Source organism: Sphingopyxis sp. QXT-31, assembly GCF_001984035.1.
Taxonomy (GTDB): domain Bacteria; phylum Pseudomonadota; class Alphaproteobacteria; order Sphingomonadales; family Sphingomonadaceae; genus Sphingopyxis.
Genome location: NZ_CP019449.1, coordinates 2616926 through 2634397 on the forward strand (window position 1 = coordinate 2616926; position 17472 = coordinate 2634397).

General features: G+C 66.0%; 17 protein-coding genes. 3 read left to right on the forward strand and 14 right to left on the reverse strand.

Annotated elements, in window-relative coordinates:
• Nucleotide 1 precedes the first annotated feature (1 nt).
• The 11 genes from BWQ93_RS12580 to BWQ93_RS12630 all read right to left on the reverse strand — a co-directional run bounded on the left by BWQ93_RS12580 (nt 2) and on the right by BWQ93_RS12630 (nt 11656).
• On the reverse strand, nt 2-1999 hold the full coding sequence (locus BWQ93_RS12580) for a TonB-dependent receptor family protein (protein WP_077030850.1): 1998 nt from the start codon (nt 1997-1999) through the stop codon (nt 2-4).
• A gap of 70 nt (nt 2000-2069) precedes the next feature.
• Complete coding sequence (locus BWQ93_RS12585; protein ID WP_077030851.1) at nt 2070-2459, reverse strand: DUF2946 family protein; 390 nt, start codon at nt 2457-2459, stop codon at nt 2070-2072.
• A gap of 40 nt (nt 2460-2499) precedes the next feature.
• On the reverse strand, nt 2500-3669 hold the full coding sequence (locus tag BWQ93_RS12590) for a sterol desaturase family protein (RefSeq protein ID WP_077030852.1): 1170 nt from the start codon (nt 3667-3669) through the stop codon (nt 2500-2502).
• A gap of 62 nt (nt 3670-3731) precedes the next feature.
• Nucleotides 3732-5906: an NAD-dependent DNA ligase LigA gene (ligA, locus tag BWQ93_RS12595; RefSeq protein ID WP_077030853.1), complete on the reverse strand. Its 2175-nt coding sequence runs from the start codon at nt 5904-5906 to the stop codon at nt 3732-3734.
• Entirely contained in the window at nt 5903-6295 is a 393-nt protein-coding gene (locus tag BWQ93_RS12600) for a putative quinol monooxygenase (RefSeq protein ID WP_077030854.1), read from the reverse strand. Before BWQ93_RS12600 ends, ligA begins: the two co-directional genes overlap by 4 nt.
• Nucleotides 6292-6975, reverse strand: coding sequence for a GNAT family N-acetyltransferase (locus BWQ93_RS12605; RefSeq protein WP_077030855.1), 684 nt, complete (start codon nt 6973-6975; stop codon nt 6292-6294). Before BWQ93_RS12605 ends, BWQ93_RS12600 begins: the two co-directional genes overlap by 4 nt.
• A complete protein-coding gene (locus tag BWQ93_RS12610; protein WP_156878225.1) occupies nt 6976-7284 on the reverse strand; it encodes a hypothetical protein in 309 nt (102 codons plus the stop codon).
• Entirely contained in the window at nt 7281-8951 is a 1671-nt protein-coding gene (recN, locus tag BWQ93_RS12615) for a DNA repair protein RecN (RefSeq protein WP_077030857.1), read from the reverse strand. The genes BWQ93_RS12610 and recN overlap by 4 nt, the downstream gene beginning before the upstream one ends.
• Before the next feature lie 51 nt (nt 8952-9002).
• Nucleotides 9003-9797 (reverse strand): outer membrane protein assembly factor BamD, encoded by a 795-nt coding sequence (locus BWQ93_RS12620; protein ID WP_077030858.1) that lies wholly within the window; start codon nt 9795-9797, stop codon nt 9003-9005.
• Nucleotides 9798-9880: 83 nt separating this feature from the next.
• Nucleotides 9881-10864: a hypothetical protein gene (locus BWQ93_RS12625; protein WP_077030859.1), complete on the reverse strand. Its 984-nt coding sequence runs from the start codon at nt 10862-10864 to the stop codon at nt 9881-9883.
• Between the two features lie 93 nt (nt 10865-10957).
• Nucleotides 10958-11656, reverse strand: coding sequence for a peptidylprolyl isomerase (locus BWQ93_RS12630; protein WP_077032383.1), 699 nt, complete (start codon nt 11654-11656; stop codon nt 10958-10960).
• 121 nt (nt 11657-11777) lie between these two features.
• Here BWQ93_RS12630 and BWQ93_RS12635 point away from each other — a divergent pair, with 121 nt between their 5' ends.
• The 3 genes from BWQ93_RS12635 to BWQ93_RS12645 all read left to right on the forward strand — a co-directional run bounded on the left by BWQ93_RS12635 (nt 11778) and on the right by BWQ93_RS12645 (nt 13470).
• Complete coding sequence (locus tag BWQ93_RS12635; protein WP_077030860.1) at nt 11778-12155, forward strand: ArsR/SmtB family transcription factor; 378 nt, start codon at nt 11778-11780, stop codon at nt 12153-12155.
• Nucleotides 12152-12691 (forward strand): SRPBCC family protein, encoded by a 540-nt coding sequence (locus BWQ93_RS12640; protein WP_198040376.1) that lies wholly within the window; start codon nt 12152-12154, stop codon nt 12689-12691. The genes BWQ93_RS12635 and BWQ93_RS12640 overlap by 4 nt, the downstream gene beginning before the upstream one ends.
• 131 nt (nt 12692-12822) lie before the next feature.
• The gene (locus BWQ93_RS12645; RefSeq protein WP_077030861.1) at nt 12823-13470 is read left to right on the forward strand and encodes a hypothetical protein; all 648 of its coding nucleotides are present in this window, start codon (nt 12823-12825) and stop codon (nt 13468-13470) included.
• A 170-nt stretch (nt 13471-13640) separates the two neighbouring features.
• Here the strand turns inward: BWQ93_RS12645 and pnp are convergent, their stop codons facing one another.
• From pnp to truB, 3 genes are all read right to left on the reverse strand, one after another.
• Nucleotides 13641-15959, reverse strand: coding sequence for a polyribonucleotide nucleotidyltransferase (gene pnp, locus BWQ93_RS12650; RefSeq protein WP_077030862.1), 2319 nt, complete (start codon nt 15957-15959; stop codon nt 13641-13643).
• A gap of 194 nt (nt 15960-16153) precedes the next feature.
• A complete protein-coding gene (gene rpsO / locus BWQ93_RS12655) occupies nt 16154-16423 on the reverse strand; it encodes a 30S ribosomal protein S15 (protein ID WP_077032385.1) in 270 nt (89 codons plus the stop codon).
• A gap of 27 nt (nt 16424-16450) precedes the next feature.
• Nucleotides 16451-17452, reverse strand: coding sequence for a tRNA pseudouridine(55) synthase TruB (truB, locus tag BWQ93_RS12660; protein ID WP_198040377.1), 1002 nt, complete (start codon nt 17450-17452; stop codon nt 16451-16453).
• Nucleotides 17453-17472 lie beyond the last annotated feature (20 nt).

A 17472-nucleotide genomic window follows, 5' to 3' on the forward strand; every position in this document is an offset into this window, starting at 1 on the left:
TTTAGAAGCGCGCGCGGAGGCCGGCGGAGATCGCGCGGCCCTCGACGGGGTAATAGATCGCCGAGGTCGGCGTTACTGTTATAGCCGCGCTGATATCGCCGATCGCTTTCTTGCCGGTGATATTGCGGATATCGACGAAGGCATCGATGCCCTCAGCGATCCGCGCGCCGCCGGTGACACCGATCAGCGCGTAGCCGGGGGTGGAGACGAGATTGCGATAGTCGGCGAAAGGACCGTCGGGCACCCATTCGAGGTTCGGCGCGACGTGAAGCGCGTCGGTGCCGATGCGCAATTCGGCGCGGTAGACATGCCTCGGCACCACCGGCAGGCGATTGTCGCCATAGTCGGCGTCGCCCCGGAAGCGGAAGTTGCTCCAGTTATAGACCTGCCGCAGCCGCAGCCAGTCCGTCAGGTCGAGCTGCACCGCAGCCTCGACGCCTTCATGGCGCGTGCGCCCGGCGTTGAAGGTCGAGGCCGGGATCGCCGGGCCGACATTGAATTGCAGAAGCTCACCCTTGATATCGCTGCGATAATAGGTGAGGTCCCAGCCGAGCGGTCCGGTTTTCCCGCGCGTACCGACCTCGGCGGTCCAGGCCCGCTGCGGGTCGAGCGCGACGAAGCTCGCGATCTGCGCCAGTTCGTTGAAGCCTGGGAATTCGACCGAGCGGCTGTAATTGGCGTAAAGCTGGACGTCCGCGGCGGGTTCGAACAGCAAGCCGAACTTGGGCGAGAAAGCAACGAAGTCGGCGCGCCCGACCGTGCCGTTCTGCGCCGGCGCGGCAGCGTTGAAATTGATCACCTGCTTGCGCTCGCCGTCGGCGTAAATGCCGCCCGCAATCAGCGACAGCCTCTCCACCGGCTTCACGCGCAGTTCGCCATAAAGCGTCGCGGCGCGCGCGTCCTGATCCGCGTTGAAGCGCACCGCGCCGCGCTTGCCCGCGAGATTGACGAAGCGTTTCGACCCGATGTCCCCGACGCGCAGTTCGCCGCCGATGGTCGCCTCGACGATATCGCCCGCATAGTCGAAGCGGAAGTAGCCGCCGCGGTCGAGGCTTTCCTGGTCGATCACTTCGAAGATCGGATGGTAGAGCGACTTGGCGTTGATGAACGCGCCGACGTCGAGCGTCAGCGCACCCCAGTCGAAGCGCGTGCGGTTCTGGAAGCGCAGCGAATCGATGTCGCGAGCCTGATCGAGCGCGACCGCACCGGCGTTCGCCATACGCGGCGTCGTCAACGCCTGCGCGCGCGTCAGTGCGCCCGGAATCTCCTGATCGATGTTGTTGAAACTGACATAGAGCCGGTTCGATACGACATCGCTGAATTGCATCCCGACATTGCCGTGAAAGCGGAAGCTGCGACGCTTCACATGAGCGCGGTCGCCGTCCGAGGTGTCGGCGCTGATCGCGCCCCAGGCATCGACGCGGTCGCCGGCGATGCCCGCCGAGACGAGACCGCGGTAGCTGTCGAAACTGCCGACGTCGCCGCGCAGGTAAAAGCCCTCGGCGGTACGCCCGGTCGGGGTCACGCCGTTGACCGCCCCGCCCAAGGTGCCCGAGCCGAAGCGCAGCGCATTGGCGCCGCGCCAGACCTCAAGATGGTCGAAGAAGATCGGTTCCAGCTCCTGGAAATCGCCATTGTCGTCGGCGAGGTTGATCGGCACCCCGTCCTGCAGCAGCGTCAGCCCGCGCATATGGAAACCGCGCGACAGACCCGACCCGCGGATCGAGATCCGCACCTCCTGCCCGTAGCGCGGCTGGAGATAGACGCCGGGCGAGAAGGCGAGCGTGTCGCGCAGGGACATGATCGACTTGTCGGCATAATCCTCATGACCGACGACGTCGGCGCCGCCGGGGGTCTTCGCGATCTGGGCCTCGGCGGCGTCGGTGAGCTGCGGTGCGGTGACGATGATGGTGGCGTCGGTGGCCTCTTCGGCATGGGCGGCGAACGGAACGAAGGCGAGCGCGAGCAAGGGCGCCGCGCGGGTAGCGTGATTCTTCATAGATAATCTTCCCTGGATACAGGCATGGGGCCGCACCGCGCGAGAGACGCGGACGGCGGTTCAGGCTGGATCAAGCGAAGAGGGGCGGTCCGGTACTCGGCGGCAGCGGCGAGGCAATGCCGGGGGCAAAACCGAGCGAGGGTATCGCGACCGGTGCGGGTTCGACCGCCAGCGGCGCGGCGGGCAGCACGGGTTCGGCGGGCACGATCGGCGCGACCGCGAGCGCGCCCCACGGGCAATGCTGCTGCGCCTCGCCATCGTGGCCCGCGGCCTTTTCGATCGGGATCGTCATCGTGCCGCCAGGATTGCTCGGGTCCGAGCAGATACGCACGGTGATCGACCCCGACGCGTCGGTCTCGATCATCCAGCCCGGCGCGACGAGGATGCGCGCGGCGAGCGCGAGCAGCAACGGCAGCAACAGGAGGATGCCCGGACGGCGAAAGGCGGCGAGGAGGCCCACGCGGGCGCTCCTATGCGCCGTCCCCGTCGCCGGCAAGTGGCTATTCCGCCGGCGTCTCGTCGGTCTTCTTGCCGGTGCGCGTCCAGGGATAGAGGAGTTGCCCCCAATAGCTCCGCGGCACATCCTCGGGGATGCCGTAATTTTCGGGCCAGCGGTCCTTGGGCAAATGGAAGGTGCCGAAGAGCTTGTCGATCCACGGGAAGTGGATCGCAAAATTGACGTCGAACGCCTCGCGCTCGAGCCCGTGGTGCCAGTGGTGGAAGCGCGGCGTCGCGATCCAGTGGCCGAGGCGATTGAAATTGCCCCCGACATTGGCGTGGAGCAGTGACGACCAGACATAGACGAAGCCGATATAGGCCTGCATCACCGAGGGGCTGAAACCGAGCGTGAAGAGCGGCAGCGAGGTGATCGCGCGCAGCAGGATGATCTCGATAAAATGCATCCGCGATCCCGCGAGCCAGTCCATCGACTTGGCGCTGTGGTGCACCGCGTGGAAACCCCACAGGAACGGCCAGCGGTGGAAGCTGCGGTGGAAGAAATATTGCGCCAAGTCCGACGCGACGAGCACGATGACGAACTGGACCACCCACGGCAGCGAGGCGACGGTCGCGCGGAACGCCTCCCAATTGCTCGTATTCTCGTTGATGATCGTCGAGGGCGCGAGCGCGAGGAAGCCCAGCACCTGCACGAACATCGTGCTGACCAGATAATAAAAGAGATCCTCGCGCCATTCGGTGCGGAACAACCGCTGCGTCCGGCGATGCGGGAAAGCGCGCTCGAGCGGCGCGAACATGAAACCGGTGATCAGCAGGTTCACGACGAAGAAGTCGAGCCCGAAGAAAATGCCCCAGTCGCGCGTCTCCGCGGGCTGGACGTTCGCCCCGCCGATCAGGGTCGCGGTGAGCGCTACGATCAGCGCGGTCGCGCCGAGCACCTTGCGCGGGCGCAGCAGCAGGCTGAGCAATGCGAGGCCGTAACTGGCGAGCAGGATCAGATGGACGACGCCGCGGAAGCCGCCCCAGTCCTTGACGATGGCGAGTTCGGGGGTTGCGAACCAGTCGGGGAAGCGCAGCGCGATGACCAGGCCGAAACCGACGACCGCAAAGAGCAGCGCGAAAAAGCCCGACAGCCAGCCGCTGCCGAAGCGCCGCACCTCGGTGTGCGATTCGAGATCGCGCATCAGATTCTGAAGATAATCACGCTGTGCCATGTGTCCCCCTCACGGCATTTCGGCCGCGCCGTCTGTGATGACGCGCACCGGTTGAAATCGCCCTAACCCGCCGCGGCCACGATCGCCGCCCAGTCGGCCTCGTCGATCACGCGGATGCCGAGCGCCGAGGCTTGTTTGAGTTTCGACCCCGCGCCCGGACCCGCGACCACCAGGTCGGTCTTGGCGCTGACGCTGCCCGCGGCCTTGGCGCCGAGCGCCTCGGCCTGCGCCTTGGCCTCGTCGCGGCTCATCGTTTCGAGCTTGCCGGTGAAGACCACGGTCATGCCCGACACTTTGCTCTCGCGCGTCTCGACGACATAGGGCGGCGGCGAGACTTCGCTCAACAGATCGTCCCATAATTCGCGGTTGTGCGGTTCGTGGAAGAAATCGCCGAGCGCCTCGGCGACCGCGGGGCCGATGCCGTCGGCGCGCACCTCGAGGATCGCCTTGATCGCCTCCATCCGGCGCGCGAGATATTTGCCGTCCGATTCGCCCTCGCCCTGCGGATTGGCGGCGAGCCAGCCCTGGATGCCTGCCGCCGCTTCGGGAAGCCGCGCGATGTCGCCGAGGCCCTTGAGCAGGTCGCGCGCGGTCACCGCGCCGATATGGCGGATGCCGAGCCCGAAGAGCAGCCGCGCGGCATCGGGCTGCCGCTTCGCCTCGATCGCGGCGAAGAGATTGTCGACCGACTTCTCCTTCCACCCCTCGCGGGTAAGGAGTTCGTCGCGATGCCCCTTCAGGCGGAAGATGTCGGCAGGCCCCTTGTCGAGCCAGCCCAAGTCGAGGAATTCCTGGATGCTCTTTTCGCCCAGCCCCTCGATATCGAGCGCGCCGCGGCTGACGAAGTGGCGCAGGCGCTCGAACTTCTGCGCGTTGCAGATGAGGCCGCCGGTGCAGCGGACATCGACCTCGCCCTCCTCGGCGACCGCCTCGCTGTTGCAGACGGGGCAATGGTCGGGGAACAGGTAAGCGGCGCGCGCTTCGTCGCGAGTGAGGTTCTCGACGACCTGCGGGATCACGTCGCCCGCGCGCTGGATGACGACGCGGTCGCCGGGGCGGACGCCCAACCTGCCGATCTCGTCGCGGTTGTGGAGGGTGACGTTCGAGACGACGACGCCGCCGACCGTGACGGGGGTGAGGCGCCCGACGGGGGTGAGCTTGCCGGTGCGGCCGACCTGGATGTCGATGGCCTCCAGCGTGGTCTGCGCGCGCTCGGCGGGGAATTTATGCGCGATCGCCCAGCGCGGCGCCTTCGCCACGAAACCCAGCCGCGCCTGCCAGTCGAGCCGGTCGACCTTGTAGACGACGCCGTCGATATCATAGGGCAGTTCGGCGCGCTCGGCTTCGATCATCCGGTAATGTGCGAGGACGTCCCCGACGCTTTCGAAACGCTTCAGCAGCGGCGACACGGGGATGCCCCATGCCGCGATCCGCTTCATCATGTCATACTGCGTGTCGGCGGGCAGGTCGCTGACCTCGCCCCAGCCGTGCGCGAGGAAGCGCAGCGGGCGCGACGCGGTGACGCTCGCATCCTTCTGGCGCAGCGAGCCCGCGGCGGCGTTGCGCGGATTGGCGAACTGGCGGACGGTCGCCGGGTCGAATTCGGCCTCGCGTTGCGCCGCGAGCGCCTGACCCTCCTCCATCAGCCGCGCGTTGAGCGCGGTGAAGTCGGCCTTGGCCATATAGACCTCGCCGCGGATCTCGAAGACGTCGGGGACCTCGCCCTTCAGTTCCTGCGGGATGTCCTTGATCGTCGCGACGTTGGGGGTGACGTCCTCGCCGACGCTGCCGTCGCCGCGCGTCGCGGCCTGGACGAGCCGACCCTTTTCGTAGCGCAGCGAGCAGGAGAGGCCGTCGATCTTGTCCTCGGCGGTCAGCGCGACGATTTCATCCTCGGGCAGGTTGAGGAAGCGCCGGACGCGCGCGATGAACTCGGCGACATCGTCGTCGCCGAACGCATTGTCGAGGCTCATCATCCGCTGGCGGTGCGTAACCTTGGCGAGCGGCGACGCCTCGACCGCGGCGCCGACCGCATTGTTCGGGCTGTCGGCGCGGATCAGCTGCGGGAAAGCGGCTTCGAGTTCGTTGTTGCGGCGGACCAGCGCGTCATAATCGGCGTCCGAAATCTCGGGCGCGTCCTCGGCATGATAGCGCTTGCTGTGATAGGCGATCTGTTTAGCCAGCCGCATCAATTCGTTGGCGGCATCGGCTTCGGACAGCGATTCAATCTCGGTCATGCACCGGTCTTTGCCACCGGCTTGAACTCGGCGCGAGTACCAAATCCTGCGATCAGCGGGCGACCTTTCCGGATCGCCGCCTGCACCGCGGGCAGCGCCAGCGAGGCGGCGTGCGATTCCTTGCTGTCCCACAGCTCGACGATCCAGATCGCGTCGGGGTTCGCGCTGTCCTCGCCGATCAGATAGGCGATGTTGCCGGGCATCGCGCCGGTGCCTTCGGTCAGCGCCGCGACCAGTTCGGCACGCTTGCCGGGCTGTGCGAGCATCTGGCCGATGAGGCCATAGTGCGGGTCGGCTTCTTCCATGATGTCCTCCAGGGCGCGCAGCTTCGTCGCTGGCAGCAGCGCCGCTGCCATCGCGAGCAGGGCGAGATGCTCGCGGCGGTTCATCGCGCGATCGCCAGCACATGCACTTCGCGCCGGATACGGAAGCCGAGCGATTCGTAGAGGCCGATCGCGCCGGCATTGTCGGCATAGCTGTGCAGGAACGGCGTTTCGCCGCGCGCCACCATTTCGCGCATGACATGCCCGATCAGCGCACGCGCGAGCCCGCGCCCGCGGCAATCCTCCCAGGTCGCGACCCCGCTGACCTCGGCCATGCCCGGCATCAGCATGCGTTGTCCCGCCATCGCGAGCAGGCGGCCCTCTTCGCGAATGCCGAAGAAGGGGCCGTAAAGATGCGTCTTTGGACCCCAAGGCCCCGGCTTGGCATGGTCGGCGAGCGCGGCCATTTCGGCGGCGTCGGCGTCGCCGAGCGCGATCATGCCGGGCTCGCCTTCGCGCGGGGCGGGCGGCGGGCCCTCGGCGACCATCTGAGCGAGTATCGCACGTTTTATTTCGCGAGCGCCGGGCGGGATCGGCCAGGGCTCGCCCTCGACGATCCACAGTTCGCCGTCGGCGGGGATCAGCGCGGCAAGCGCCGCCTGTGCCTCGGCGCCGGTGTCGGCCGCGACCCCGAACACGCCATAGCCGCGGTCGACGCGGAACGCCGGTAAGCCGCCCTCGGCGAGATGCGCCTGCCGGCCGGTGAGCATCGACCAGACCGGGCGGTCGAGGGGGTGGTCGGTCATTCAGGCGATTCCATATTCTTCTTTGAAATCAATCAGGAAGTGACCGAAAATGGTGGCTTGGGCGACATCGACCATCAGTACGAGGTGGCGTTCATCCTGACCGGTTTCCAAAAGCACCTGATCAACGCGGCCCAAGGCGTCGCGATAGATTGAGTAAATGTCGCCGACCTGTTGCAGTGATGGCTCGCCAGCAACGACTTCGTCGATGTAGGGCCCGATGTCCGCAAAATGCATCGCGTCATCAAGTCGTTGCATCGGCGCTTTGAAACAGGCGTCGAACTGTTCGCGTGTGAGGAGCCGGACCGTCACCCGACGGTCTCCAGTAACCTTTCGGCCTGCGCCCGTGCTTCGTCGGTCACTTCCGCGCCTGACAGCATCCGCGCGATTTCTTCGCGGCGTTCGGCTTCGTCGAGCGCGCGGACGCCGGTGCGGGTCACCGTGCCCTGGCTCGACTTGGCGATCAGGAAATGCGCGGCGCCTTTCGCCGCGACCTGCGGGCTGTGGGTGACCGCGAGCAATTGCTTGGCGCCGCTCGCCAGCTTGGCCAGCCGCTCGCCGATCGCGCTCGCGACCGCGCCGCCGACGCCGCGATCGATTTCGTCGAAAATGATCGTGTCGGCGCCGCCCTCCTCGGCGAGCGCCACTTTCAATGCGAGGATGAAGCGCGACAATTCGCCGCCCGATGCGATCTTGATCAGCGGCGCGAAGGGCGCCCCCGGATTGGTCGAGATAAGGAATTCGACGCGGTCCATGCCCTCGGCGCCCCAGCGCTCGGCGGGCAGGCGCTCGACGAGCGTCTGGAAGCGCGCGGCGTCGAGCTTGAGCGGGACGAGTTCGCCCGCCACCGCCTTGTCGAGCCGCGCCGCCGCCTTGCGCCGCGCATCGGAGAGCGCGGTCGCGGAGTGGGTATAGGCGGCGGCCTTCGCCGCGACCTCGGCTTCCAGCTTCGCGAGCCCTTCGCTGCCGCCCTCGATCGCGTCGAGCCGCGCCGCGAGGTCGCCCGCGAGCGTCGCGAGTTCGTCGGGCTGGACATGATGTTTGCGCGCCATGGCGCGGAGATCGAACAACCGCGTCTCGGTCTCATCGAGCCGCGCGGGATCATATTCGAGCGCGCGTGCGGCCTCGTTCAGCTTCGTCTCGGCCTCGTCGGCCTCGATGATCGCGCGGTCGAGCCCCGCCAGCGCCTCGGCGAGCAGCGGGTGATCGCCCGCGAGCCGGTCGAGCCGCCGCGCCGCGGCGCGCAGCTGCGCGGGGCCGCTGTCGCTGCCCTCGAACGCCGCCATGATCGCGCCCATGTCGGCGGCGATACGCTCGCCCTTCTGCATCGCGCTGCGCGCTTCGGCGAGCTCGGCTTCCTCGCCCGGCTGGGGGGCGAGCGCGGTGAGTTCGGCGACGCAATGGGTGAGCCATTCGCGGTCGCGTGTCGCCTCGTCGAGCGCCGCGCGCGCCGCCGCGAGCCGCACCTCCGCGCTGCGCCATTCGCCATGCGCCGCGGCGACCGCGGCCGTGTCACAGCGGCCAAAAGTATCGAGCAACGCGCGATGCCCCACGGGCGCGAGCAGGCCGCGGTCGTCGTGCTGGCCATGGATCTCGACCAGATGCCCGCCGACCTCGCGCAGCAGCGCCGCCGAACAGGGCTGGTCGTTCAGAAACGCGCGGCTGCCGCCGTCGGCCTTCAAGGTACGGCGTATCAGCAAGGGCTCGCCCGCCTCGATCTCGATGTCGTTCGCGGCGAGCAGCCGGCCGAGCGGCGTCCCCGCGGCGGGCGGCGCGAAGCTCGCGGTCACCTGCGCCTTGTCGCTGCCCTGGCGCACCAGCGCGCTGTCGGCGCGCGCGCCGAGCGCGAGCCCCAGCGCGTCGAGCAGGATCGACTTGCCCGCCCCCGTCTCGCCGGTGAGCACGCCGAGACCGGCCGCGAAATCGAGGTCGAGCCGTTCGATCAGGACGATATTGGCGATGGACAGCGCCGTCAGCATGGCCTGCCCTTACCCCAGAACAAAATGCGAATCTATGCCCCGCGCGTCACGTCACGCCGTGGGCGCATTCTTCTGCATCAGCTTGTACGCGCGGTCGTACCATTCGCTGCCCGGATAGTTGGCGCCGAGCACCGCCGCCGACTTCTTCGCCTCGGCGGGCACACCCAGCGCCAGATAGCATTCGGTCAGGCGATACAGCGCCTCGGGCGTGTGGCTGGTCGTCTGGAACTTCTCGGTCACTTCGCGGAAGCGGATCGACGCGGCGAGCCAGTTCGAGCTGCGCTGATAGAAACGCCCGATCTCCATCTCCTTGCCCGCGAGATGGTCCTGCACCAGGTCGACCTTGAGGCGAGCGTCGGCGGCATAGCGGCTGTCGGGATAGCGGCGGATCACCTCGCCCAGCGCGGCGAGCGCCTGCTGGGTGATCTTCTGGTCGCGGGTGACGTCGCTGATCTGCTCATAATAGCTGAGCCCGATCAGATAATAGGCATAGGGCGCGTCCTTGTTGCCCGGATGGATCGCCAGGAAGCGCTGCGCCGCCTCGATCGCCGGGGTATATTCGCGGTCCATATAGTAGCTGAAGCTGCTCATCAGCTGCGCGCGGCGCGCCCAGGGCGAATAGGGGTGCTGGCGCTCGACCTCGTCGAACAGCGCAGCGGCTAGGCCATATTGCTGGCGGTCGAGCCGGTCCTGCGCCGCGCGGTACAGCGTGCTCACGTCGCGCGCGACATAACGCGTGTCCTTTTTGACGCCGCTGCCCCCGCCGCAGGCGGCGAGCAGGGGGGTGATCACAAGGGCGGCGGCGAGCAGGCGCATCGAGGCGCGCAGGGTGGGACGCTGAGTCATGCGCGCGGTATAGCCACAGCGCGCATGAACGCAAAATAAATGATCGGGACTTTTCATGGGCGGCACGATCCGCCCCAACCTCGCTAGCTGTGGCGCCCTGTCCCGTTTATGTCAGGGTATACGAACATCTCCTTAGCCATACCGTCCCAAGGCTGCTTAATCCCCCTGGCTTTGCATAGCTCCTCATGCTTTGTGGGATCTTTGACTGGTATGACTTCGATAGAGCCCGCCGTCTCCCACCGATCGCCGAAGATGTCGCGATAGGCGATCCAGACGTTCAGTATCAGCCGCTTTTGCCTGTTTCCTACGAGATCCATTCCCGACCGCGAGAGGAACTGAGGATCGAGAAACGTTTGACTCCCTGGCCCAAGATGACGGTTGAGAATTGTGATTTCGGGCCAATCGGTTCTGATGGGAGGGATGGGATCATCCGGTCCGATCAGATGGGCATCAACCATGGGATACTCGATTATCGCAGGGCTTTGCCCTCTGTTTTGAATCAGAACAGCTAACTTGACGTGTTCTAAGGTGTAATCATCGTGCGTGTAGACTGTAGCCCAAACCTGCTCCTTGCAGATATAAGCTCGCAACTGCCTCTTCGACATTTCTTCGGCAAGCTGGTTTGCTTGTCGCATCGCTACTGTAGCCGCGCCCGTTTCTGCCACCGCCTTGGCAGTCTCGTCCAATGTCCCTTTAATGTAATATAGGCCGATAATCGAAGCGAGGAGTTGTATGCCCGCTACGATTCCTCCCAGCATTACCCAATCAGCCGCCTTCCACTGGGCCGCTAGGTCGCTCTCGCCGCGCTCATTTTCGCGCTGGGCGTCCACAATCTGCGCGACACATTCTCTGGCGGCTTTGCCCGTGAACCCTGCGCATTCCCGTTCAATTCGATTAGGGGCATCGCTTGCATAATGCGTGGCTTCTATTTGAGCCTTTCTATCATTCCACCCCGACTGATAGCCTGCACTGTAGGACATCCCCGAGTAAAGAATGACTGTTATGATCGCGATCGAGATGGCGCCGATTAGTGTCGGATTGAGCCTGTGCTTATCGCTTCCTGACATTGAGTTATAAACACCGCCTCGATTTTAACAGAATTCGGTCTATTCCCTTAAATTGACGTCAAAGTCTACGCTGATTGCGGCATCGGCTCGCGACTACGATCCTTTCTTGACGACGCAGCCTTTCGGCGCATCCGTCGGCGCCGCGACGCGGCGCGCCGACTTGATCGTCACCATCGGGTCGAGGATCTGCCCGACCATCACCCCCTCGCCTTTCGTCGGCGAGATCGGCGCGTTGAAGATCTTCTCGGCCACGTCGGCGCCGCCGACCAGTTCGCCGAATACCGCAAAGCCCGCATTGTCGCCGCTCTGGCTCGGATCGGCGTCGAAACCGGGGATGTCCGATAGGAGCAGGAAGAAATCGGTCGTCGCGTCGCCCGGCGAAAGCCGCGCCATCACCAGCGCGCCCTTGCAGTTGGACAGGCCGGTCACGTTGGTCGGCTCGTGCGCGATCTGCGGATAATTTTTGCGCGCATCGCCGCGGTTGCCCGCCTGGATCAGCTGGCTCGCCGGGCCCCAGCTCTTCGTCGTCCGATAGAAGCTGAACCCGTCCATCCGCTTCGAATCGACATAGCGCAGGAAATTCTTGGTGCTGACCGGCGCGCGCTTGTCCTCCAGCCGCACGGTGATCGTGCCGAGGTCGGTGACCAGCGCCACATAAGGGCGCGTGTCGACCTCGACCACTGGGGTGATCGGCGCCGGGATGGGGGCGGGCGACGGCGGCAGCTGCGTCGCCTGCGGCGGGACGGTCGGGGACTGGGCGGCGGCGGCGAGCGCGAACAGAAGGCTGATCATGCCGCCTTTATGCCGCGGCCGCGGCGCGCCCGAAAGCCCTTTGTCGCGCCCGTCTTTCTGCAGCGCGCCCATATTCAACCCATCGGTTGACAATAGCCGCGAATCGCTCATATTAAACCACATGGTTGAACATGATTCGCACACCCTCGATACGATTTTCCACGCGCTCGGCGACGCGACGCGGCGCGCGATGCTCGGCGAACTCGCCACCGGGCAGCGCAGCGTCGGCGAGCTCGCCGAGCCCTTCGCCATGTCGCTCGCGGCGGCGTCGAAGCATATCAATGTGCTCGAACGCGCGGGGCTGGTGCGCCGCGAGGTGCGCGGGCGCACGCATGTCTGCAGCCTCGACCCCGCGCCCCTGATGAGCGCCGACCAGTGGCTCGGCATCTATCGTCGCTTCTGGACCAGCCAGCTCGATAACCTGGAGGCGCTGCTGCGCGCCGCCGATGCCGCGCCGCCCCCGCCGAAAAAACCCCTCCCCGGGAAAGAAGGAGAATGATGATGACTGCCATGATTGCCGAAGACCATTATGGCCTGCTCACCGAGCCGGCGACCCTGACGATCGTGCGCGTGCTGCCCGGCCCGATCGAGCGCGTCTGGTCCTATCTGACCGACGGCGACCTGCGCCGGAAATGGCTCGCGGCGGGCGCGATGGAGGAAAAGGTCGGCGCGCCGGTTACCCTGACCTGGCGCAACGACGAGCTGACCGACCCGCCCGGCAAGCGCCCCGAGGGCATGGGGGCGGAGCACAGCATGACGTGCGAAATCGTCGAGATCGACGCCCCGCGCAAGCTGGTCATCAGCTGGGGCAGCACCGGCGGCGTGACCTTCACCCTGTCCGAAAAGGGCGAGGAAGTCCTGCTGACCCTCGTCCACAAGCGCGTCGAGGATCCGGCGGTGCTGCTGAACGTCAGCGCGGGCTGGCACGCGCATATCGATGTGCTCGAAGCGAAGCTGCGCGGCATGACCCCGAAGCCGCATTGGGACAATTGGGCGCAGCTCCGCGCCGAATATGCCGAACGCTTCGCGCGTTGATCCAGAGATCGTCGATTGCCGGAAGGGGCCGCCCCGCGCGGCCCCTGAAGGCCAAGCTGGCACCGGCAGCCGAACCTACCGCGCAGCGACAGGTCATTGGATTGGCCGGACTGCGGCGCTAGCATGGCGCGATGACTGAAACGCCCCCGCCCGCTCCGCCGCCATCGCCGGAGTTTCCGCTCCGCCTGCTGCGCTATCTCCCCTTCATCACCGTCGCGCATTTCCTGATCGGCTTGCCCGCGCTGATCGCCTCGCTCGCGCTCGCCTATTTCGCCTTCGTCCAGGCCGATGCGACGCAGAAGATGCAGACTGGCGGGGTAATGCCCTTCGTCACGCTGGGGACCAGCAATGTCGACGACGAGGGCAAGGCCGATATCTCGCTGTCGATGACCAACAACGGCGTCGGCCCGGCGATCATGGGGCCGGTCGAGATCCGCTATCGCGGCAAGGCGATCGCGAGCCCCAGCGAATTGCTGCAGAGCTGCTGCAGCGGCGACGCCAAGCGTCTGTCCTTCGCGACCTCGCCCGCGACCGGCGTCGCGATACGACCGGGCGAGCAATTACGCTTCATCGGCCTGCCGCGCACCACCGAGAATGAGGCGGCCTGGGCCGCGTTCAACCGCGAGCGCTGGAAGCTGAAGATACGCGCCTGTTATTGCTCGATCTACGGCGACTGCTGGGTGACCGAGGGCATGCAGGCGGTGCCCAGGACGGTGAAGGCGTGTCCGACCGACTGGACGCCGTATCGCGAGGATGCGGCGCGGCGGCTGGGTGGGTAGGCGCCGGGCCGGACCTCGTAATCCTCCCTGTCGCGCAGCGATGGGGAGGGGGACCTCCCCACGGCTTCGCCGCAGGAAGGATTAAGAACGGCGGCTCACCAACCCCCATGCCGACGCCAAAAAGGGGCCGCCTCTCGGCAGCCCCTTTCCTGTTCCGATAGCGGAAGCGCTTAGTCCTTCAGGAAGTCGGGCACATGGCCCTGGTCTTCCGGACCGTCGTTGCGTTCGCGGCGCGGGCCGCGGTCGCTACGGCCTTCGCCGCCACCGTCGCGGCGGGGGCCACGATCGCCGCGGCCGCCGTCGCGGCGGGGGCCGCGGTCGCGGTCGCCGTCACGGCGCGGGCCGCGGTCGCCACGATCACCGCGGGGTTCGCGCGGCGGGCGGGTGTCTTCCAGCTCGGCGCCGGTTTCCTGGTCGACGACGCGCATCGACAGGCGAACCTTGCCGCGCTGGTCGATCTCGAGGACCTTGACCTTGACTTCCTGGCCTTCGCTGAGGACGTCCGAGACCTTCTCGACGCGCTCGTTGGCGATTTCGCTGACGTGGACGAGACCGTCCTTGCCGCCCATGAAATTCACGAACGCACCGAAATCGACGAGGTTAACGACCTTGCCGTCATAGATCTTTCCGACTTCGGCTTCCTCGACGATGCCGCTGATCCACTTGCGTGCGGCTTCGATCTGCGACGGATCGCTCGACGAAATCTTGATCAGGCCTTCGTCGTCGATGTCGACCTTGGCGCCGGTGGTCGCGACGATCTCGCGGATCACCTTGCCGCCGGTGCCGATGATGTCGCGGATCTTCGACTTGTCGATCTGCATCGTTTCGATGCGCGGCGCATAATCGGACAGCTCGGTGCGGGCTTCGCCCAGCGCCTTGGCCATTTCGCCCAGGATATGCGCACGGCCTTCCTTGGCCTGGTTCAATGCGGCTTCGAAAATCTCGCGCGTGATGCCCGCGATCTTGATGTCCATCTGCATCGTGGTGATGCCTTCGGACGTGCCCGCGACCTTGAAATCCATGTCGCCGAGGTGATCCTCGTCGCCCAGGATGTCCGACAGGATCGCATAATCCTTGCCTTCGAGGATCAGGCCCATCGCGATGCCCGAGACGGGGCGCTTGATCGGCACGCCGGCGTCCATCATGGCCAGCGAACCGCCGCAGACCGACGCCATCGACGACGAGCCGTTCGACTCGGTGATGTCGCTGGTGATGCGGATCGTATAGGGGAACTCGTCCTTCGTCGGCAGCACCGCGTGCAGCGCACGCCATGCCAGCTTGCCATGGCCGATGTCGCGGCGGCTGGGCGCCCCGAAGCGGCCGACTTCGCCGACCGAATAGGGCGGGAAGTTGTAGTGCAGCATGAAATTCGAGTACGACAGGCCATTCAGGCCGTCGATCATCTGCTCGCTGTCCTTGGTGCCCAGGGTGCAGGTCGCGATCGTCTGCGTCTCGCCGCGGGTGAACAGCGCCGACCCGTGCGCGCGGGGCAGGAAGTGCGTTTCGGCAACGATCGGACGAATCTGGGTCGTCGTGCGGCCGTCGATGCGCTTGCCGTCCTTCAGGATGGCGCCGCGCACGATCTCGGCTTCGAGCTTCTTCATCAGCTTGCCCGCGGCCATCTGGTCCTGCGGCGCAGCGTCGGCGAACGCGGCCTTGGCGGCGGCGCGGGCTTCGTTCAGCGCGTTCGAGCGGGCCGACTTGTCGGTTAACTTGTACGCGGCGGCGATGTCCTTGCCGATCAGCTTCTTGAGCTTGTCCTTGGCGGCGGTCAGGTCGGCCTGTTCGGCCATGTCCCAGGGATCCTTGGCAGCCTGTTCAGCCAGCTTGACGATCGCCTTGACGACTTCCTTGCACGCGTCGTGCGCGAACAGCACGGCGCCGAGCATGATCTCTTCCGACAGCTCATTGGCTTCCGATTCGACCATCATCACCGCGTCGTAAGTCGCGGCGACGACAAGGTCGAGGTCGCCTTCGGCAACCTGCGCGTCGGTCGGGTTCAGGATATATTCGCCGTCGACATAACCGACGCGCGCGGCGCCGATCGGGCCCATGAAGGGCACGCCCGAGATGGTGAGCGCAGCCGAAGCGGCGACCATCGCCAAAATGTCGGGCTCGTTATGGCCGTCATAGCTCAGAACTTGGGCAATGACGTTGATTTCGTTGTAGAAACCCTCGGGGAACAGCGGACGGATCGGGCGATCGGTCAAACGACTGACCAGCGTTTCCTTTTCGGTCGCGCCGCGCTCGCGCTTGAAGAAGCCGCCGGGAATGCGGCCTGCGCCAGAATATTTTTCCTGATAATGGACGGTGAGCGGGAAGAAATCCTGCCCTTCCTTAACCGTCTTGGCGGCGGTGACCGCGGCCAGGACCATCGTTTCGCCGAGCGTCGCGACAACCGCGCCATCGGCCTGGCGGGCAACCTTGCCCGTTTCGAGGGTCAGCGTTTCACCGCCCCACTCGATCGATACTTTTTTCACGTCAAACATGTGGTTTCCTTCGCCCGCCGGGCCCTATGCCGGGCGGGGCCTCTGTGTCCGGGCAATCCGGCCCGGGGCGGTACGGGGCGCTTTGATGCCCCTGTGGCGGTCCCGCCGGATGCGGGAGCGGCCCTGCGGTCGCGCACATATGCGAGCGACCAATATGAAAGCGGCCCCGGTGATCCGGAGCCGCCCTCTCATTCTTATTTGCGAAGACCCAGCTTCGCGATCAGGTCGGCGTAGCGGCCCTCATCCTTCTTCTTCAGATAGGCGAGGAGGGTACGGCGCTTGTTGACCATCATCAGCAGCCCGCGGCGGCTGTGATTGTCCTTGTGGTTCGCCTTGAAGTGGCCGGTCAGGTTGTTGATGCGGTCGGTCAGGATCGCGACCTGGACCTCGGGCGAACCCGTGTCACCGGCTTCGCGGGCATGTTCCTTGATGACTTCGGCCTTGCGTTCGGCGGTAATCGACATTGTATTTTTTCCTTCGAACATCGTGCTTTAGAGGTTGAAGCCGCGCACGACCTTCAGCGTTCCCGCCAAAGCCTCGATCAGGGCAACGGGACGCATTTCGCTGTCCCTTCCCCAATAGAGCCCGTCGTCCGTGCACCCCCCGGTCCAGACGCGACCCTGACGGATCGCCCCTGCCGCTTCCGGGGAAAGGTTCAGAGCCGGGATGTCGACCAGCCCTGCCTCGAGCGGCAGAATGATTTCTGATTGGGCGGCCCCTTGACCGAAAGCATTCAATTTGTCCAGTGAAATCGCCTGATCTGCGGTGAACGGCCCCGCGCGCGTGCGGCGCAGCATGGTGACATGGCCGACGGTGCCGAGCGCCAGCGCGATGTCGCGCGCGAGGCTGCGGATATAGGTGCCTTTGGAGACGTGGGCGGTGAGGGTGATTTCCTGCAAATCCTCCCCGGCACGGGGAGGGGGGCCGCCCGAAGGGTGGTGGAGTGGGCCTTCCATTTCAGCCGAGGTTTCAGGCCGCGAACCTCCTCCGTCAGCGCTCCGCGCTGCCACCTCCCCACAAGTGGGGAGGATCGAGAGAGCATAGACCGTCACCGCGCGCGGCTTCATCTCGAACGCCTCCCCCTTGCGCGCCAAGTCATAGGCGCGTTCGCCGTCGATCTTGATCGCCGAGTAAGCGGGGGGCACCTGCTCGATCGGCCCGGTGAAGCGCGGCAGCACCGCCTCCACCTCGGCCAAGGTCGGCCGCACATCGCTCGTCGCGACCACCGCGCCCTCGGCATCGAGCCCGTCGGTCTGCACCCCGAAGCGGATCGTGAAGTCGTAGACCTTGCTCGCGTCGAGCATCCGGCCGCAGAGCTTGGTCGCTTCGCCGAGTGCGATCGGCAGCACGCCGGTCGCGAGCGGGTCGAGCGTGCCGCCATGGCCGACCTTGACCTTGCCCAGCCCCGCCTCGCGGCACACGCGCTTGACCGCGCCGACCGCCTGCGTCGAGCCGAGCCCCAGGGGCTTGTCGAGGATGATCCAGCCGTTCATCGCCGCGCCCTATGGCGCCG